Origin of the sequence: Bacillus sp. B28 (genome assembly GCF_029536185.1) — a bacterium.
Classification (GTDB): domain Bacteria; phylum Bacillota; class Bacilli; order Bacillales; family Bacillaceae; genus Bacillus; species Bacillus halotolerans.
Genome location: NZ_CP120511.1, coordinates 3,663,667 through 3,677,681 on the forward strand (window position 1 = coordinate 3,663,667; position 14,015 = coordinate 3,677,681).

The following is a 14,015-nucleotide window of genomic DNA, read 5'->3' on the forward strand; positions in this document are numbered from 1 at the left end:
AATATACACTAAATTTGCGCTTCTTGCGCATCCGTTTAGTCAATAAAACGGCCGGATGCACTCCGGCCGTGTCTTGTCAGAATAAGAAATATCGCTGTCCCAGCGGAACATAATCGACAGGCTGACAGGACAGTTCTTCTCCGTCTGCAAAGACCTGATACGTTTTCGGATCGACTTCAATCTTCGGCAAAGCAGCGTTTAATTTCATATCCAGCTTGCTCAGCTTGCGGATGTTTTTCACAGGAGAAATTCTTTTTTCCAGCCCTAACCTTTCCGCCACACCGCTTTCAATGCCCGCCTGGGACATAAATGTGATGGAAGTTGAGCGGTTGGCTTTACCATAGGAAGCATACATTTGGCGCATGAATACCGGTTCCGGAGTCGGGATAGACGCGTTGGGATCCCCCATTTGCGCGCGTGCTATCATGCCTCCCTTTAAGACCAATTCCGGTTTCACGCCGAAAAATACAGGATCCCACAGGACAAGGTCAGCGAGCTTTCCTTTTTCTACAGAACCGACTTCATGGCTGAGGCCGTGAGTAATTGCCGGATTAATTGTATATTTGGCAATGTAGCGTTTCGCACGTACGTTATCGTTTCCGTTTTCTCCAATGAGAGCGCCGCGCTGTTTTTTCATTTTGTCAGCCACCTGCCAAGTGCGGATAATGACTTCGCCAACACGTCCCATCGCTTGGGAATCCGATGATGTCATGCTGATCGCGCCGATATCATGGAGAATGTCCTCTGCCGCAATCGTCGCAGCCCTGATTCTGGAATGGCTGAACGCCACGTCCTCGGGCACCTTCGCATCTAAATGGTGACAGACCATCATCATGTCAAGGTGCTCATCCATCGTATTGACGGTGTAAGGAATTGTCGGCGTTGTGGATGACGGCAGAATGTTCGCGTAAGAGGCGAGCTTCATAATATCCGGAGCGTGGCCCCCGCCTGCTCCTTCAATGTGATATGTATGAATCACCCGATCTCCGATTGCGTCAAGCGTGTTTTCCAGAAAGCCCGCTTCATTGATCGTATCCGTATGGATTGCGACTTGAATATCGGCTTCGTCCACAACTTCCATACACGTTTTGATAGCGCTTGGCGTCGTGCCCCAGTCTTCATGAAGCTTCAGGCCGATGGCGCCGGCTTCCACCTGTTCGATCAGCGGCGCTTTATCGGATGCATTCCCTTTTCCTAAGAAGCCGACATTGATCGGAAATTCCTCAGCCGCTTCCAGCATCCTTGCCATATACCATGCACCTGACGTACATGTTGTCGCTTTGCTTCCTGTAGCAGGTCCCGTTCCGCCTCCAAGAAGAGTCGTGACTCCTGAAGAAAGCGCAACTTCCATCTGCTGAGGACAAATAAAGTGAATGTGCGTATCCACTCCTCCAGCCGTTAAAATTTTGCCTTCACCGGAGATCACCTCTGTACCCGCACCAATGACCATATGCGGATCGACCCCGTCCATGATATCGGGGTTGCCGCTTTTTCCGACACCCACGATCCGGCCGTCCTTTACACCGACATCCGCTTTAACAATACCTGTGTAATCCAATAACACGACGTTGGTGATCACCAAATCCAAAGCGCCGTCTTTTCCTGTGATGCTGCCGTTTTGGCCCATGCCGTCACGGATCGTTTTTCCGCCTCCAAAGATCATTTCTTCACCATAAACAGTGAAGTCCTTTTCGACTTCAATCCATAAGTCCGTATCGCCCAATCTGATTTTATCGCCCGTTGTCGGACCAAACAGCTCCGCGTATTGCTCCCGTGACATTTTCATCGAATCACACCCTCCATCCAGCCGGCTTTCTTTAAGTTGGCTAACGTTTTTTCTTTGCCGCGTTCATCGATATACGTATCGGCCATTCCGTTCAGTCCTCTTACTGTTTTTCGTCCGCTGAATTCAACAAGCGTGACCGTTTTCTCCTCACCTGGCTCAAAACGGACCGATGTGCCTGACGGAATGTCGATACGCATGCCGATGGCTTGTTCGCGGTCAAACGATAGCGCACCATTGGCTTCCGCAAAATGAAAATGTGAACCGACCTGAATGGAACGTGATCCGGTGTTTTTCACCGCTATCTCCCGTGTCTGGCGGCCTTCGTTAATCGTAATGGTCCCCTCAGCAATCTGAAATGCTCCCGGCTTCATGACTTCACCTCCGCAGAAATCGGCTGGTGTACTGTGACAAGCTTCACTCCGTCAGGGAATGTAGCTTCCACCTGAATGCTGTCCAGCATCTCAGGCACGCCCTCCATGACATCTTTTTCAGTCAATACATGGCGGCCGGCTTCCATCAGCTCCGCCACTCCCTTTCCATCACGCGCGCCTTCCATGATAAAACAGGTGAGATAAGCGGCAGCCTCGGGATAGTTCAGCAGAACGCCGCGCGCCTTTCGCTGTTTGGCTAATTCCCCCGCTGCAAAAATGAGCAATTTCTCTTGTTCAACCGGTGTCAGTTTCATCTTAGGTCCTCCTTCTTTTGTCGTATAAAGCGGATGCGGTTACTGCGAATTTGCGGAACATGCAGGCGGGCCATCACCTCCCTTTCTCACAAGGCTGATCATACGGTGAGATGCCTTTCAAAACGGCGAGCCGTTTCTTCATCGGCCTTTCCATGGTCGACAACCGTTCCCCTGTCGATCACATAAAGGTAGTCAGCACATGTTAACGCGTTTTCCAGACTGTGCTCGACTAAAACAACAGAAATGTCTTTTTTTCTGGAAATTTCTACGATAACTTGTCTGATTAGTTCGATAATTGAGGGCTGAATTCCTTCCATTGGTTCATCAAGTAAAATAATTTTCGGATTCCCCATTAGCGCTCTGGCAATCGCAAGCTGCTGCTGCTGTCCTCCGCTTAAATCGCCGCCTTTCCGGTCGAGCATATCCTTCAAAACAGGAAACCACTGAAAGATCTCTTCCTTGATCCGCTCTCTCCGCTCCTTCTTAGGAAGCGGTTCTTCTCCGAGCAAAAGATTGTCGCGAACGGTTAAAGCGGGGAAGATGTCTCTCCCTTGGGGCACGTACGCAATTCCAGCTCTTGCCCGTTTTTCCGTCTTTTCGTTTTGAACAAACGTTTGATGAAAACGGATCTGTCCCTGTTTGGCCGGGATCAAGCCGATGATCGTTTTCATCAAAGTGGATTTGCCGACTCCGTTTCGGCCTAATACAGCGACGATCTGCCCGGGGCGGACCTCCATGCTGAGGTTATGCAAAACCATGGATTGATCGTAACCGGATGTCACATTACTGACCGCTATCATGACGCTCCGCTCCTTCCTAGATACACCGCTGCCACCTCTTCATTGCTTGTAATCTCATCCATCGATCCTTCACAAAGCACTCTCCCTTCATGCATCACCGTGACTTTTTTGGAAAACGAGCGGACAAATTCCATATCGTGCTCCACAATTAAAACGGAACACGTTTTGGCAATCTCCTCAAGGAGAGCCCCGGTTTTATCACGCTCTTTTCCCGTCATACCGGCGATCGGTTCATCCAGCAGCAAAAGCTTCGGCTCCATGGCGAGCTGCATGCCGATTTCGAGCCATTGTTTCTGCCCGTGTGACAGGCTGCCGGCTTCTGCATCCCGCTTCTCTTCTAATCCGATCAGCTTCAGGATGTCTGTCACCCTGCCACGCTGCTCTCTTGTCATACGAGCCATCAGCAGAGAGAGAATCGTTTTTTTCTGCTTCATGGCAAGCTCTATATTTTCAAACACGGTCAGCTGCGAAAAGACACTCGGAGCCTGAAACTTTCTGGCGACGCCCATTTTGGCGATCTGATATTCCGGAACCTTTGTCAGTTCAGCCGTTTCCTGAAACACAATCTCGCCCGAATGCGGCTTTGTTTTCCCGCAAATGATATCCAGCATGGTTGTTTTCCCGGCGCCATTCGGCCCAATCAAAAAGTGAATATCACGTTCCTGCACACTGATATCTGCCCCCTGCAGCGCCCAAAACCCGTCAAACTGAACCTTCACGTCACGGCAGATAAGTATCGGTTTCATATGCAGCCGCTCCTTTCTTTTTAGCGAAGGAAAGCTGGGTTCCAAGCTTTTCAAACAGTCCGACAATCCCTCTTGGCAAGTAAAGCACGACGATCATAAACAGCGCACCGAGGAAATACAGCCAAATGTCAGGATAATATTCGCTTAAATAGCTTTTCATGCCGTTCGTTAACAGCGCGCCCAGCACAGCTCCGAAAATGGAGTGCCTGCCGCCGATCGCCACCCACAGCACCATTTCCACCGAAGGGATGATGCCCATCATTTCCGGCGAGATCATCCCGTCCTGAAGCACAAACAGCATTCCGGCAATTCCCGCCATCGCAGCGGACACACAGTAAATAAACACTTTAAAAACGGTGGAATGATAACCGAAAAAACGCACCCTGTTCTCTCCGTCGCGAACCGCCTGCAAAAGCCGGCCAAAGCGGCTTCTCGTAAGAAACAAAGCGAACACAACAGTAAGGCCGAGAAAAAAGACTGTGGCAAAATACAGGATCTGCTTCAAGGCAGGATCAGCCAGAGAATATTGAAAAATCGTATAGAAGCTGGTAAGTCCATTGGTGCCACCGGTGATTTCCTGGCTGCCGATGAACAGTGTGACCGCCACAACGACGACAGCCTGTGATATCAAAGAGAAATAAACTCCCTTTATATTGTTGCGAAACGTAAAATAGCCGAGCAGAAACGCCAGTAGCACAGGCACAGCGACAGCCGCCGCAATTGCAGCGAAAGGGTGCCTGAACAAAGCCCAGATCCACGGCAGTTCGCTGACACCCGCCCACTCCATAAAATCAGGAATGCCGGACGGTGAGGCTTCTATTTTTAAATACATCGCCATGCAGTAGGCGCCCAATCCGAAAAAGACGCCGTGCCCCAAGCTCAAAATGCCTGTATATCCCCAAATCAGGCAAATGCCGACCGCCACAATCGCAAAGCATAAAAACTTCGCCAACAGCCCCAATCGAAACTCCTGAAGAAAGAACGGAGCGGCGATAAAAAGGGCAAACATCACAACATACGGACTGAATTGCGAAAACCGCTTCATCCGGCACCCCCCTAATCAAGTAATCTCGTTCTGACGCTTGCGAGACCCGAAGGCCGCCATTGCAGAAAGAGAATAATAAACGCAAACACCACAACCTTGGCTATGGTGGCGCTTGTCGAATACTCTACAAATGTGCTGAGTAATCCGACCATCACAGCCCCGATAATCGTTCCTTTTAATTTTCCTATCCCGCCTAAAATGACGATCATAAAAGCATCGACCAGATAAGACGAACCGAGAGTAGGCCCGATTGACCCGAGCAATGTGAGTGAGCTCCCAGCAATACCGGCCAGCCCGCTTCCGAGCGCAAAAGCCAATGTATCTGTTTTTCTCACAGATACACCAAGACAGGATGCCATACTCCGGTTCAGTGTAACAGCCTGCATCCTCCGCCCCGCCGGAGTTTTAAACAAATAGAATCCCAGCAGCGCAAGCGTAAAAAGAACAAGCGCCAAAATAAACAGCCTTTTATATGGAAAGGTGACCGAAAACAGCGTCACTCCTCCCGACAGCCACTCAGGAGACTGAACAGCGACATTCGGCGCGCCAAAAATCGATCTGGCCGCCTGCTGAAGGATCAAGCTTACCCCCCATGTTGCCAAAAGGCTGTCGAGCGGACGGTCATATAATCGCCTGATAATCACTTTTTCAATGACAATGCCAAGCAATGCCGCAACTGTAAACGACATGATGACCGCAATAAAAAAGTAATAGGAAAAGAGAGAAGCCGGCAAATAGCTTAAAAACAGCTGCTGAATAACATATGTCGTGTAGGCTCCCGCCATCATCAGCTCACCGTGCGCCATATTCATAATGTTCATCAAACCGAATGTAACGGCCAATCCAATCGCAATGAGAATCAAAATAGAACCGAGACTGATCCCGTTAAATAATTGAGTCACGACAACAGACATGTTCCGCCTCCTCTCCCGCAAATGGCTTTGATTTATTTAGATAACCCCTTTGCCCAGTCGTACGTTTTTAAATACGGATCAGGTTTTACCGGATCACCTGAGTTCCATACTTCTTTAAACTGTCCATCCCCCGTGATTTGCCCGATTCTAACTGTTTTGTAAAGATGCTGTGTATCCCCATCGATTTTCACTGTGCCGCCCGGGGCCTTAAATGTAATCCCGTCAGCCGCTTTCTTCACTTTATCGATCTCAAAGGACTTGGCTTTTTCAACGGCTGCCGCCCAGAGATACACCGCATTATAGCCGGCTTCAATCGGATCACTGGTCACCCTCTTATCTCCGTTCTGCTTTTTATAATTCTTCACGAATGTCTGATTTTCTGCTGTATTTGTTGTTTGGAAGTAATTCCACACCGCATAATGCCCTTTTAGTGCATCTGTCCCGATCCCCCGAATTTCTTCCTCTGCGACACTCGCCGACATGACAGGAATATCATCAGCTGTCACGCCCGCATCTTTCAGCTGTTTGAAAAATGCCACGTTGCTGTCGCCGTTTAATGTGTTAAAAATCACATCCGGCTGCTTTTCTTTGATTTTGCTGACCAGCGTACTGTAATTCGTGTGGCCGAGCGGCGTATACTCTTCACCAACAACTTCTCCCCCAGCAGCTTTCACTTGTGATTTAATAATTTTATTGGCTGTTCTCGGGAACACATAATCCGAGCCGATCAGAAAGAATGTCTTGCCTTTATTCTTCAGCAGCCAATCGACAGCCGGCACGATTTGCTGATTCGTCGTTGCTCCGGTATAAAAAATATGAGGTGATGACTCCATGCCTTCGTATTGTACCGGATAGAACAGCAGCCCGTTATTTTGCTCCACAACCGGGAGCATCGCTTTGCGGCTCGCTGATGTCCATCCTCCGAATACAGCCGCCGCTTTGTCCTGCTGAAGCAGCTTTCTCATTTTTTCGGCATATGCAGGCCAGTCAGAAGCCCCGTCCTCCACGACGGGTTCAAGCTTTTTGCCGAGAACGCCGCCTTTTTGGTTGATTTCGTGAATAGCCAGCAGCTCTGCATCATGGACGGATACCTCGCTGATTGCCATTGTCCCGCTTAATGAGTGAAGAATCCCAACCTTCACTGAATCCCCGCTTGTGTCAATATCAACTGTTTTTTTCGCATCTCCGCTGGCTTCCGACACTTTCTTCGGCGCCGTACATCCCGTGATCAGAATCGTAATAAGAAACATCAGAAAGACAGCCTGTATTCTAACCCCTTTGCTTTTCATTCAGAACCTCCTTTTTCTGATTCCGCCAACTGATGTTATAAAACTTAACAACTTATGTCATTTATTATATAGAATAGGCACATTACTTTAAAGAATATTTAAAAAATTTAGATACTTTAACCAAATCGATTGTCTTTTTTGTTATATTTATTCACATAAAAAAAGGCAAGAAACAATGTTTCTTGCCTTGCCGATCTGATTAATCTTTATCTGTGAATTTATCCTTCGCTTCACCGATACCCTTTTGGACCTCGCCTTTTGCCTTATCTTTTTTGCCTTCAGCCTGCATGTCCGTTTTGTCAGTCATATCTCCGACTTTATCCTTCACTTCTCCCTTGGCTTTATTTAAGCCGCCTTTCATTTTATCTTTTACACTATCGTTACCCATGTGTCATTCTCTCCCTTCATTTAAGTGTGTACTTGTTACCTTCCCGATCTGAGCAACGGTAAACATTTGAATATTATTTATCGATTTCATAACGCTCTCCGTAACGGAGCACCTTGTAGAGCGCCAGCCCGTCAGATGATTTATTTTCTGAGTAACGGACCGGCAGCAGGGCAAAAAACACATAATACGTAGAAAAGTAGACAAACTGATAGAAAAACACATTTGGCTCCAATACACTGTGTATAATGAGCAAATTCACTGCGAAAATGGTTATTAAGTTAAACAGGCAGCCTCCGGCATAAACAAGTGCGTGTGAGAATCGGTTGTCGATCTTCAGCTCACCGTACCGGCAAAACGAATCCATAAAATAAATGGTTCTGACCTGTATCGGCCCAATCTTAAACAGTTTTTTGCCCATCCCGATATCCAATGAACCCTTCCCGCCAAAAACAAAAGCCATAAAGCTGTGCCCGGCAACATGTATAATAGATACAAGCGGCAGAACGATGAGGAAAGACCATAGAAACTTCACCATATCATCAAATCCAAACATTGAATTCCCCCTCACGCTTGTCATAAACAACAACACATATGCACTCCGCCATTTCTCTGTTTACAAAATCGCGGCTTTCCATTCGTTTGTGTTCAAAAACAGTATGTAGCGATTTTTCCTGTTCTCCACGGAAATAAACGTCCCGATGCTCCCCTTTTTTTGTATAAAAAAACCATCCGGCATCAGATGGTTTCGTCTTACACTTGATATAAACAGTCTTCCTTCAGGATCAGCGCTCTCATGCTGACCGCTTTTTCATAGAAAAACACCGCATCTTTATAGTTTTCATGAAGGCTGGAATATGCAGCCGCATCCAGAGCAAATTCCTCAATATACACATACAGGGACTTGGCTTCCATATAATCAAATACCTCTTGAATCATATCCATATTAACGGATTCCACATATAGAGCCTGCAGAAATTTATATTTTTCCAGACTGAAGCTGTCGTTTCGTTTTCGGGCGATGGCAATCCCTTTTTCATAATAATGCATAGCCGCCTGTTCAGCCTGTTTTTTGAAGAGTACACGCGTTAAGCTGAACAGCGCTTTCGGGAGCTGCTCCAGCTGGTGTTCCTCAAAGACAGGAAGCGCTTTTTCAAAGAATGCGGCCGCCTGGTCCAGTTCTCCTTTTTCATCATAACAGTTCCCCATGTTGTAGAGGGCTGATCCGATCAAGCGGGGCTGTCCTTCCAGTAAAGCCAAACGATAAGCGTCATCGAGATGCTCGAGCGCTTTTTCATAATTTCTGTAGTCTATATAGTTCCCTGATATGACAAAATGACATTGAATTCTTCTGACCCTGTAAAAATCATGAGCCTTGTAGGTCTCAAGCGCCTGTATCGCATGATTCATGGAAAAGTGGGTCTGCTTCATAATATAAAATACTTCCGCTACTTTAAAATGAAATTCCGCTCTTTCAATATCATCCTCTACAAACGCAAGCATTTTCTCAGCTTTCCGATAGAAAGATATGGCTGAGATATAATTGTTCTGTTCAAATTCATACATCCCTCTGAACAAATGAAAATAATACTCAGATAATCCCGAGATGCTGTCCTTGCTGCTTTCCAGCCTCTCGATCAATTCACGATATTGGAGCTGAGATTCCTCGTGCAGGTCGGGCTTTACATAATCAAGCATAATTTGATGACGGTAGCTGATCAGCTGATAGTACAACAGAAGCAGCTGATCCTCTTCCATATGTTCTATATCATGATCAATCTCTTCCTTCAGCTGAACGGCATCAGCCACTTGAAATGCTAAAATGTGCTTATACCACTGATTGATTTTTACTCCTACTTGAGATGACGGGATCTCGTAAGCGGCCATGCCTCTCCAACCCTTTCTATGAACTAGTGGTTATATTTTATCATATTGTATGGCTTTGGAATTAAAATTTCTTCCAGTGATTCCTTCTTTTTGCCTATCCTTATATTTTTCGGTTTCTGATTGGATTTTTTGCACTTTTTTCGCATTACAGTTTTTGACACAAAAAAGCTTACCGGACGACTTAGCCGATAAGCTTTTATCATATTAACCGCCAATATAAGACATTTCCACTTTCTTTTTGCCCGCAGCTTTTGAAAGAGTCCGGTCAACTGAATATTGGTCTATCCGATTCTTCCACACTGTGCCAATCATCGCTGTCAGCTCGCCATCACTTAATCCCTGCCGAACCGGCGCTCTGAGGTCATATCCGCTTGAAGCAAACAGGCAAGTAAACAACTCACCGCGCGCAGACAGGCGGGCCCTGTTACACGAGCCGCAGAACGCATCAGATACAGAAGAAATCACGCCGATTTCGCCAGATCCGTCCAAGTAGCGAAACCTTGAAGCAACTTCCCCTTTATAATTAGGCGCGATCGGCTCAACAGGCATGTGTTCATTGATTACATCAATGATTTCCGCCTTTGTCATGACGTCTTTCTTTTCCCATTGGTTGGTGTTGCCGACGTCCATAAATTCGATGAATCTCAAGATATGCCCTTTTTCTTTAAAATACCGCGCCATAGGCAGAATATCTTTTTCATTGACGCCCCTTTGGACGACCATGTTGATTTTAACGCCGAGCCCTGCTTGTTTCGCCGCTTCAATGCCTTCAAGCACCTTGCTGACAGAAACCCCTCGCCCGTTGATCATTTTAAAGCGCTCGTCCTCTAATGAATCAAGGCTGATGGTCACCCGTTTCAAACCGGCTTCTTTGAGCTTCTCGGCATAAACAGGCAGCAGCGACCCGTTTGTCGTCATCGCAATATCACGGAGACCCGGAATGCGGGCCAATTTTTTGATTAATTCGGGCATGTCCTTTCTCATGAGCGGCTCTCCGCCGGTCAAGCGGATTTTCTCCACTCCGAACCTGGTGACAAACAGTGTCGCAAGCCGTTCCAATTCCTCAAATGAAAGCAGCTCCTCTTTCTTTAAAAAAGGATAATCCGGGCCGAATAACTCGGCTGGCATACAGTACGTGCATCGGAAGTTGCAGCGGTCTGTAACAGAAATGCGAAGGTCTCTGAGCGGTCTGTTCCTTTTATCTAACATCTGGCGAGATTCTGTATTCATTGCTGCAGCCCCTCCTGTCCCTCAATTCTCTCGGGATGTGTATACACATTAAAAGATCCGTCTCTCACAAAACCGATCGCTGTAATATTTAATTCTTCTGCCATTTGAATCGCAAGCTCTGTCGGGGCCGATTTTGAAATCACAATCGACACGCCGATTTTTGCCGCTTTTAACAGCACTTCTGATGAGATCCTTCCGCTGAAGACAATCAGTTTATCGCGGACGGACATCCCATTCAGCAGACAATGTCCGTATAATTTATCAAGCGCGTTGTGACGGCCGATATCTGTGCGCATCAAAAGCACTTTCTCCGTATCGCAAAGCGCCGCATTATGCACGCCTCCCGTCTCCTGAAATGTCCCGCTCCCTTTTTGCATGTCTTTCATGAGCGCCAGACAAGATTCAGGCGAAATCTTCATTTGGCTGACAGCCGTCTTGGCGGTTTTGACATCCTGCTGAAAATAAAAATGGCGGCCCTTTCCGCAGCACGAGCCGATTACCCGTTTTGTATATTCCTGTTGATCCAATGTCTCAGGATGAATGAGATCGACATACACAAAACCGAGACTTTCATCTATTGTAAACCTTTTAATCTCTTTTTGAAATCGAATAACGCCCTCAGATGCGAGAAATCCGATGACGAGCTCTTTGATATGCTCCGGCGTGCAAACGAGCGTGACAAACTCACTGCCGTTCACCATCACCGTCAACGGATATTCTGTCACCATTCGGTCGGTTTGCCTGCTCATTTCCCCTTGTTCATAACGCCATATCTCCCTGACCGCAGTTACTTTATCGTTCAATGTCTCTTCCCCTCCGCAATGTTCCTGCCTTTATATTTTTTCACACTCCTCAGATTTTGTCGAATCCTGTTATAAAAAAAAGAGCCCATTCTAAAGGACTCTACGTTTGATTATGCTGATTCTTTTTCAGGATCATAAACAGCACAAGAGCTGCGATCAAAGTGAGCATGCTGACAAAAAAGAAAGCTGCCAGTTTCAGAAAAACACCGAGCAATATAAAGGCCACGGCGGCTATAAGGAATATCAGTCCTAACAATCTCATGTTTTCCACCCCTTTTACGGGTATCATTCCCGCCGGCCCTGTTTTTAAACCAATAGAAAAAGGCGCCTGGGGGAGCGCCTTTTCATTCGGTTACTCAGTAAATTTTTGTGCTTCTTTTTCCCAGGCCTGCTCAAATTCTTCCGCGCTGTCAGCTGAAATATATTCTCCGCCGCCAGCAACAGCCGCCTGTTTCATTTCCGCGTTTCCTTTCACATCAAAGTTGAAGCCGATGATATTTACAATCGTATCTACATTCGCTTCACGAAGCTTTTCAATTTCATCAGCAGGATTTCCGCCGCATGTTTCTTCACCGTCAGTGATTAAATACACCACGTTTTTCCCGTCTGCATCAAACGCTTCAAATTCTTTTCTTGTATCAGAAAGCGCTTTGGCAATTGGCGTCCAGCCGGTCGGTTTGACGCCGCTTAATGAATGGTCAAAGAGCGTTCCTTCATATGGATGGAGGCCGTAAATCGTTTCTGTTGTGCTGCATGAAAGAGCCTTTCCGGAAAGTTTATTGTTTCCCGCATGTCCAAAGACGCGAAGCATCAGATTTGTATCCTCAGGAAGCAGCTCGGCAAAAGACTTTACAGATTTTTTGGCAATGTCTATTTTTCGTTCTCCTCCTGTTTTTTGAACCATACTTCCGCTTCCATCAAACAGGACAGCTACATTCGTGTCGGCTTTTTTCTCAGCTGCAAAAGACGGGGACGCAAAGGAGACAGTCAACAGTCCAATAATACCGGCAGTCAGTAATTTTTTCATGTTCAACTTCCTTTCTTTATCATATTTTCCAACCATTTGTTGGATACTTCTTTATGCTAGAATATGAAACCACAAAATGATATAGGGCAAGCTGCCTCTTATCTCCCTTTCACTCTCTATTCAAAATCGCTGGAAACCTCAATATTTTTTAGCCATTTCCGCCCAAAAAATATAGAAAGAATGTGACACCATTCATTCTTTCTTCTCCGTGATCAGGAGAGAAAAGCTGAAATCTGCTACTATGCTACAGGCGGGCAGCTGCTTACTTTTGAACGTTTTGTTAAAAACAAAAAAGAGGCTGACCTTTCAGCCTCTTTTTTTCTTATTTAGATAACATCAGTGATTGCTGAGTGAAAATTTTCTCAACATCTTTTTGCGTATAAGCAGGGAAATATTCTCCGCCGCCCACTTTAGCAATTGCGTTCAGCTGGCCTTTATACCCTTCTTTATAGTCAAATCCAATGACATTTACTGTGATATTGTCTTTATGAAGTTCTTTTGCTGTTTTGATCGGGTTGCCGCCGCATGTTTCCTCACCGTCTGTTAGCAGGTAAACGACTTTTTCTCCTTTTGCATCAAGCTGATCGAAAGAAGATTTTGCCTCGTTCAGCGCTTTTGCGATCGGTGTCCAGCCAGTCGGCCCGATTGTGTTAAGAGAATTGAGGAAGCTCTGTTCGTTAAAGCTTTGGAAACCGTATACGTTGCGAATGGCTTCGCATGATTGAACTTTTCCGGAATTCTTATTGTTTCCTTCTGAACCAAACACACTCATTTTCACTTGAGTGTCCGCAGGCAGTGAGCTTGCAAACTTTGAAATTTCTTTTTTGGCTGAATTAAATTTAGATACACCGTCTATTCTTTTCGCCATGCTTCCGCTAGCATCTAGCAAAACCGCCACGTTTGCCGGAGCTTCAGCCTTCGGTTCTGTTTTTTCAGCAGCAAAAGCAGGTGACGTCAGTCCAAATAGCAATCCTGTCATCATGATCAGTGAAAATCTTTTTTTCATGTTCGTGCCCCTTTTCAAGTTTGTTTCTGCGAGCAGATGTTCAACGCTGAACATAACTAATCGTAATCGACAAAAACAGAGAAATAAATAGGGCGGGCTTCCCCATTGCCGCTGTTTACTTTTGCATAGAAACCTTTGTTTTTATTAGTGATTTCCGCCTAACAGCAGGATGAAAAATCATGATTGTCCGCCTTTCGCCTTTCGTTATATGAGTCTGCCGAAGTCTGTCGATCAATGTGGATTACTTTACCACAATCTCAGTGTCAGCAAATATGAAAAAGGAACTGATTCCCTCATCATCATATAGGCTGTAAAATACGCAGGCGGCCTTTAGAAGGTCTTTAACCGCTCTTACATAAAAATAGACTAAGGAACAGAATATACGCTTAAAAACGGCAAAAAAGACGCTTTA

At 46.2% G+C, this 14,015-nt stretch carries 16 protein-coding genes; all 16 read right to left on the reverse strand.

Annotated elements, in window-relative coordinates:
• Nucleotides 1–76: 76 nt before the first annotated feature.
• The 16 genes from ureC to P3L57_RS18325 all read right to left on the reverse strand — a co-directional run bounded on the left by ureC (nt 77) and on the right by P3L57_RS18325 (nt 13,603).
• Nucleotides 77–1,786: an urease subunit alpha gene (gene ureC / locus P3L57_RS18250; RefSeq protein WP_069486802.1), complete on the reverse strand. Its 1,710-nt coding sequence runs from the start codon at nt 1,784–1,786 to the stop codon at nt 77–79.
• Entirely contained in the window at nt 1,783–2,157 is a 375-nt protein-coding gene (gene ureB / locus P3L57_RS18255) for an urease subunit beta (RefSeq protein WP_024123139.1), read from the reverse strand. The genes ureC and ureB overlap by 4 nt, the downstream gene beginning before the upstream one ends.
• The gene (gene ureA, locus P3L57_RS18260; protein ID WP_024123140.1) at nt 2,154–2,471 is read right to left on the reverse strand and encodes an urease subunit gamma; all 318 of its coding nucleotides are present in this window, start codon (nt 2,469–2,471) and stop codon (nt 2,154–2,156) included. Before ureA ends, ureB begins: the two co-directional genes overlap by 4 nt.
• A gap of 98 nt (nt 2,472–2,569) precedes the next feature.
• Nucleotides 2,570–3,271, reverse strand: a complete 702-nt coding sequence (urtE, locus tag P3L57_RS18265) for an urea ABC transporter ATP-binding subunit UrtE (RefSeq protein WP_069486801.1) — start codon at nt 3,269–3,271, stop codon at nt 2,570–2,572.
• The gene (urtD, locus tag P3L57_RS18270) at nt 3,268–4,017 is read right to left on the reverse strand and encodes an urea ABC transporter ATP-binding protein UrtD (RefSeq protein ID WP_069486800.1); all 750 of its coding nucleotides are present in this window, start codon (nt 4,015–4,017) and stop codon (nt 3,268–3,270) included. Before urtD ends, urtE begins: the two co-directional genes overlap by 4 nt.
• Entirely contained in the window at nt 3,992–5,062 is a 1,071-nt protein-coding gene (gene urtC / locus P3L57_RS18275; protein ID WP_044159704.1) for an urea ABC transporter permease subunit UrtC, read from the reverse strand. The genes urtD and urtC overlap by 26 nt, the downstream gene beginning before the upstream one ends.
• An 11-nt stretch (nt 5,063–5,073) precedes the next feature.
• A complete protein-coding gene (gene urtB / locus P3L57_RS18280) occupies nt 5,074–5,976 on the reverse strand; it encodes an urea ABC transporter permease subunit UrtB (protein ID WP_044159705.1) in 903 nt (300 codons plus the stop codon).
• A 32-nt stretch (nt 5,977–6,008) separates the two neighbouring features.
• On the reverse strand, nt 6,009–7,265 hold the full coding sequence (gene urtA, locus P3L57_RS18285; RefSeq protein WP_069486799.1) for an urea ABC transporter substrate-binding protein: 1,257 nt from the start codon (nt 7,263–7,265) through the stop codon (nt 6,009–6,011).
• Between the two features lie 199 nt (nt 7,266–7,464).
• Nucleotides 7,465–7,653, reverse strand: coding sequence for a stress response protein CsbD (locus tag P3L57_RS18290; RefSeq protein ID WP_024123146.1), 189 nt, complete (start codon nt 7,651–7,653; stop codon nt 7,465–7,467).
• Between the two features lie 73 nt (nt 7,654–7,726).
• Nucleotides 7,727–8,206: a hypothetical protein gene (locus P3L57_RS18295; RefSeq protein WP_024123147.1), complete on the reverse strand. Its 480-nt coding sequence runs from the start codon at nt 8,204–8,206 to the stop codon at nt 7,727–7,729.
• Nucleotides 8,207–8,403: 197 nt separating this feature from the next.
• Nucleotides 8,404–9,537: a response regulator aspartate phosphatase gene (locus P3L57_RS18300; RefSeq protein ID WP_044159709.1), complete on the reverse strand. Its 1,134-nt coding sequence runs from the start codon at nt 9,535–9,537 to the stop codon at nt 8,404–8,406.
• 204 nt (nt 9,538–9,741) lie between these two features.
• Nucleotides 9,742–10,767, reverse strand: coding sequence for a GTP 3',8-cyclase MoaA (gene moaA / locus P3L57_RS18305; protein ID WP_069486797.1), 1,026 nt, complete (start codon nt 10,765–10,767; stop codon nt 9,742–9,744).
• Nucleotides 10,764–11,570 (reverse strand): formate dehydrogenase accessory sulfurtransferase FdhD, encoded by an 807-nt coding sequence (gene fdhD / locus P3L57_RS18310; protein WP_044159713.1) that lies wholly within the window; start codon nt 11,568–11,570, stop codon nt 10,764–10,766. Before fdhD ends, moaA begins: the two co-directional genes overlap by 4 nt.
• Nucleotides 11,571–11,670: 100 nt before the next feature.
• Nucleotides 11,671–11,832, reverse strand: a complete 162-nt coding sequence (locus tag P3L57_RS18315; protein ID WP_044159716.1) for a hypothetical protein — start codon at nt 11,830–11,832, stop codon at nt 11,671–11,673.
• Between the two features lie 90 nt (nt 11,833–11,922).
• A complete protein-coding gene (locus P3L57_RS18320) occupies nt 11,923–12,597 on the reverse strand; it encodes a vWA domain-containing protein (RefSeq protein WP_044159718.1) in 675 nt (224 codons plus the stop codon).
• 322 nt (nt 12,598–12,919) lie between these two features.
• Nucleotides 12,920–13,603, reverse strand: coding sequence for a vWA domain-containing protein (locus P3L57_RS18325; protein ID WP_024123154.1), 684 nt, complete (start codon nt 13,601–13,603; stop codon nt 12,920–12,922).
• Between the last annotated feature and the right edge of the window lie 412 nt (nt 13,604–14,015).

Bases quoted from the DNA above. Each gene is read 5' to 3' on its own strand.
- ureC (WP_069486802.1), bottom strand. From the start codon at position 1,786: ATGAAAATGTCACGGGAGCAATACGCGGAGCTGTTTGGTCCGACAACG.
- ureB (WP_024123139.1), bottom strand. From the start codon at position 2,157: ATGAAGCCGGGAGCATTTCAGATTGCTGAGGGGACCATTACGATTAAC.
- ureA (WP_024123140.1), bottom strand. From the start codon at position 2,471: ATGAAACTGACACCGGTTGAACAAGAGAAATTGCTCATTTTTGCAGCG.
- urtE (WP_069486801.1), bottom strand. From the start codon at position 3,271: ATGATAGCGGTCAGTAATGTGACATCCGGTTACGATCAATCCATGGTT.
- urtD (WP_069486800.1), bottom strand. From the start codon at position 4,017: ATGAAACCGATACTTATCTGCCGTGACGTGAAGGTTCAGTTTGACGGG.
- urtC (WP_044159704.1), bottom strand. From the start codon at position 5,062: ATGAAGCGGTTTTCGCAATTCAGTCCGTATGTTGTGATGTTTGCCCTT.
- urtB (WP_044159705.1), bottom strand. From the start codon at position 5,976: ATGTCTGTTGTCGTGACTCAATTATTTAACGGGATCAGTCTCGGTTCT.
- urtA (WP_069486799.1), bottom strand. From the start codon at position 7,265: ATGAAAAGCAAAGGGGTTAGAATACAGGCTGTCTTTCTGATGTTTCTT.
- P3L57_RS18290 (WP_024123146.1), bottom strand. From the start codon at position 7,653: ATGGGTAACGATAGTGTAAAAGATAAAATGAAAGGCGGCTTAAATAAA.
- P3L57_RS18295 (WP_024123147.1), bottom strand. From the start codon at position 8,206: ATGTTTGGATTTGATGATATGGTGAAGTTTCTATGGTCTTTCCTCATC.
- P3L57_RS18300 (WP_044159709.1), bottom strand. From the start codon at position 9,537: ATGGCCGCTTACGAGATCCCGTCATCTCAAGTAGGAGTAAAAATCAAT.
- moaA (WP_069486797.1), bottom strand. From the start codon at position 10,767: ATGAATACAGAATCTCGCCAGATGTTAGATAAAAGGAACAGACCGCTC.
- P3L57_RS18315 (WP_044159716.1), bottom strand. From the start codon at position 11,832: ATGAGATTGTTAGGACTGATATTCCTTATAGCCGCCGTGGCCTTTATA.
- P3L57_RS18320 (WP_044159718.1), bottom strand. From the start codon at position 12,597: ATGAAAAAATTACTGACTGCCGGTATTATTGGACTGTTGACTGTCTCC.
- P3L57_RS18325 (WP_024123154.1), bottom strand. From the start codon at position 13,603: ATGAAAAAAAGATTTTCACTGATCATGATGACAGGATTGCTATTTGGA.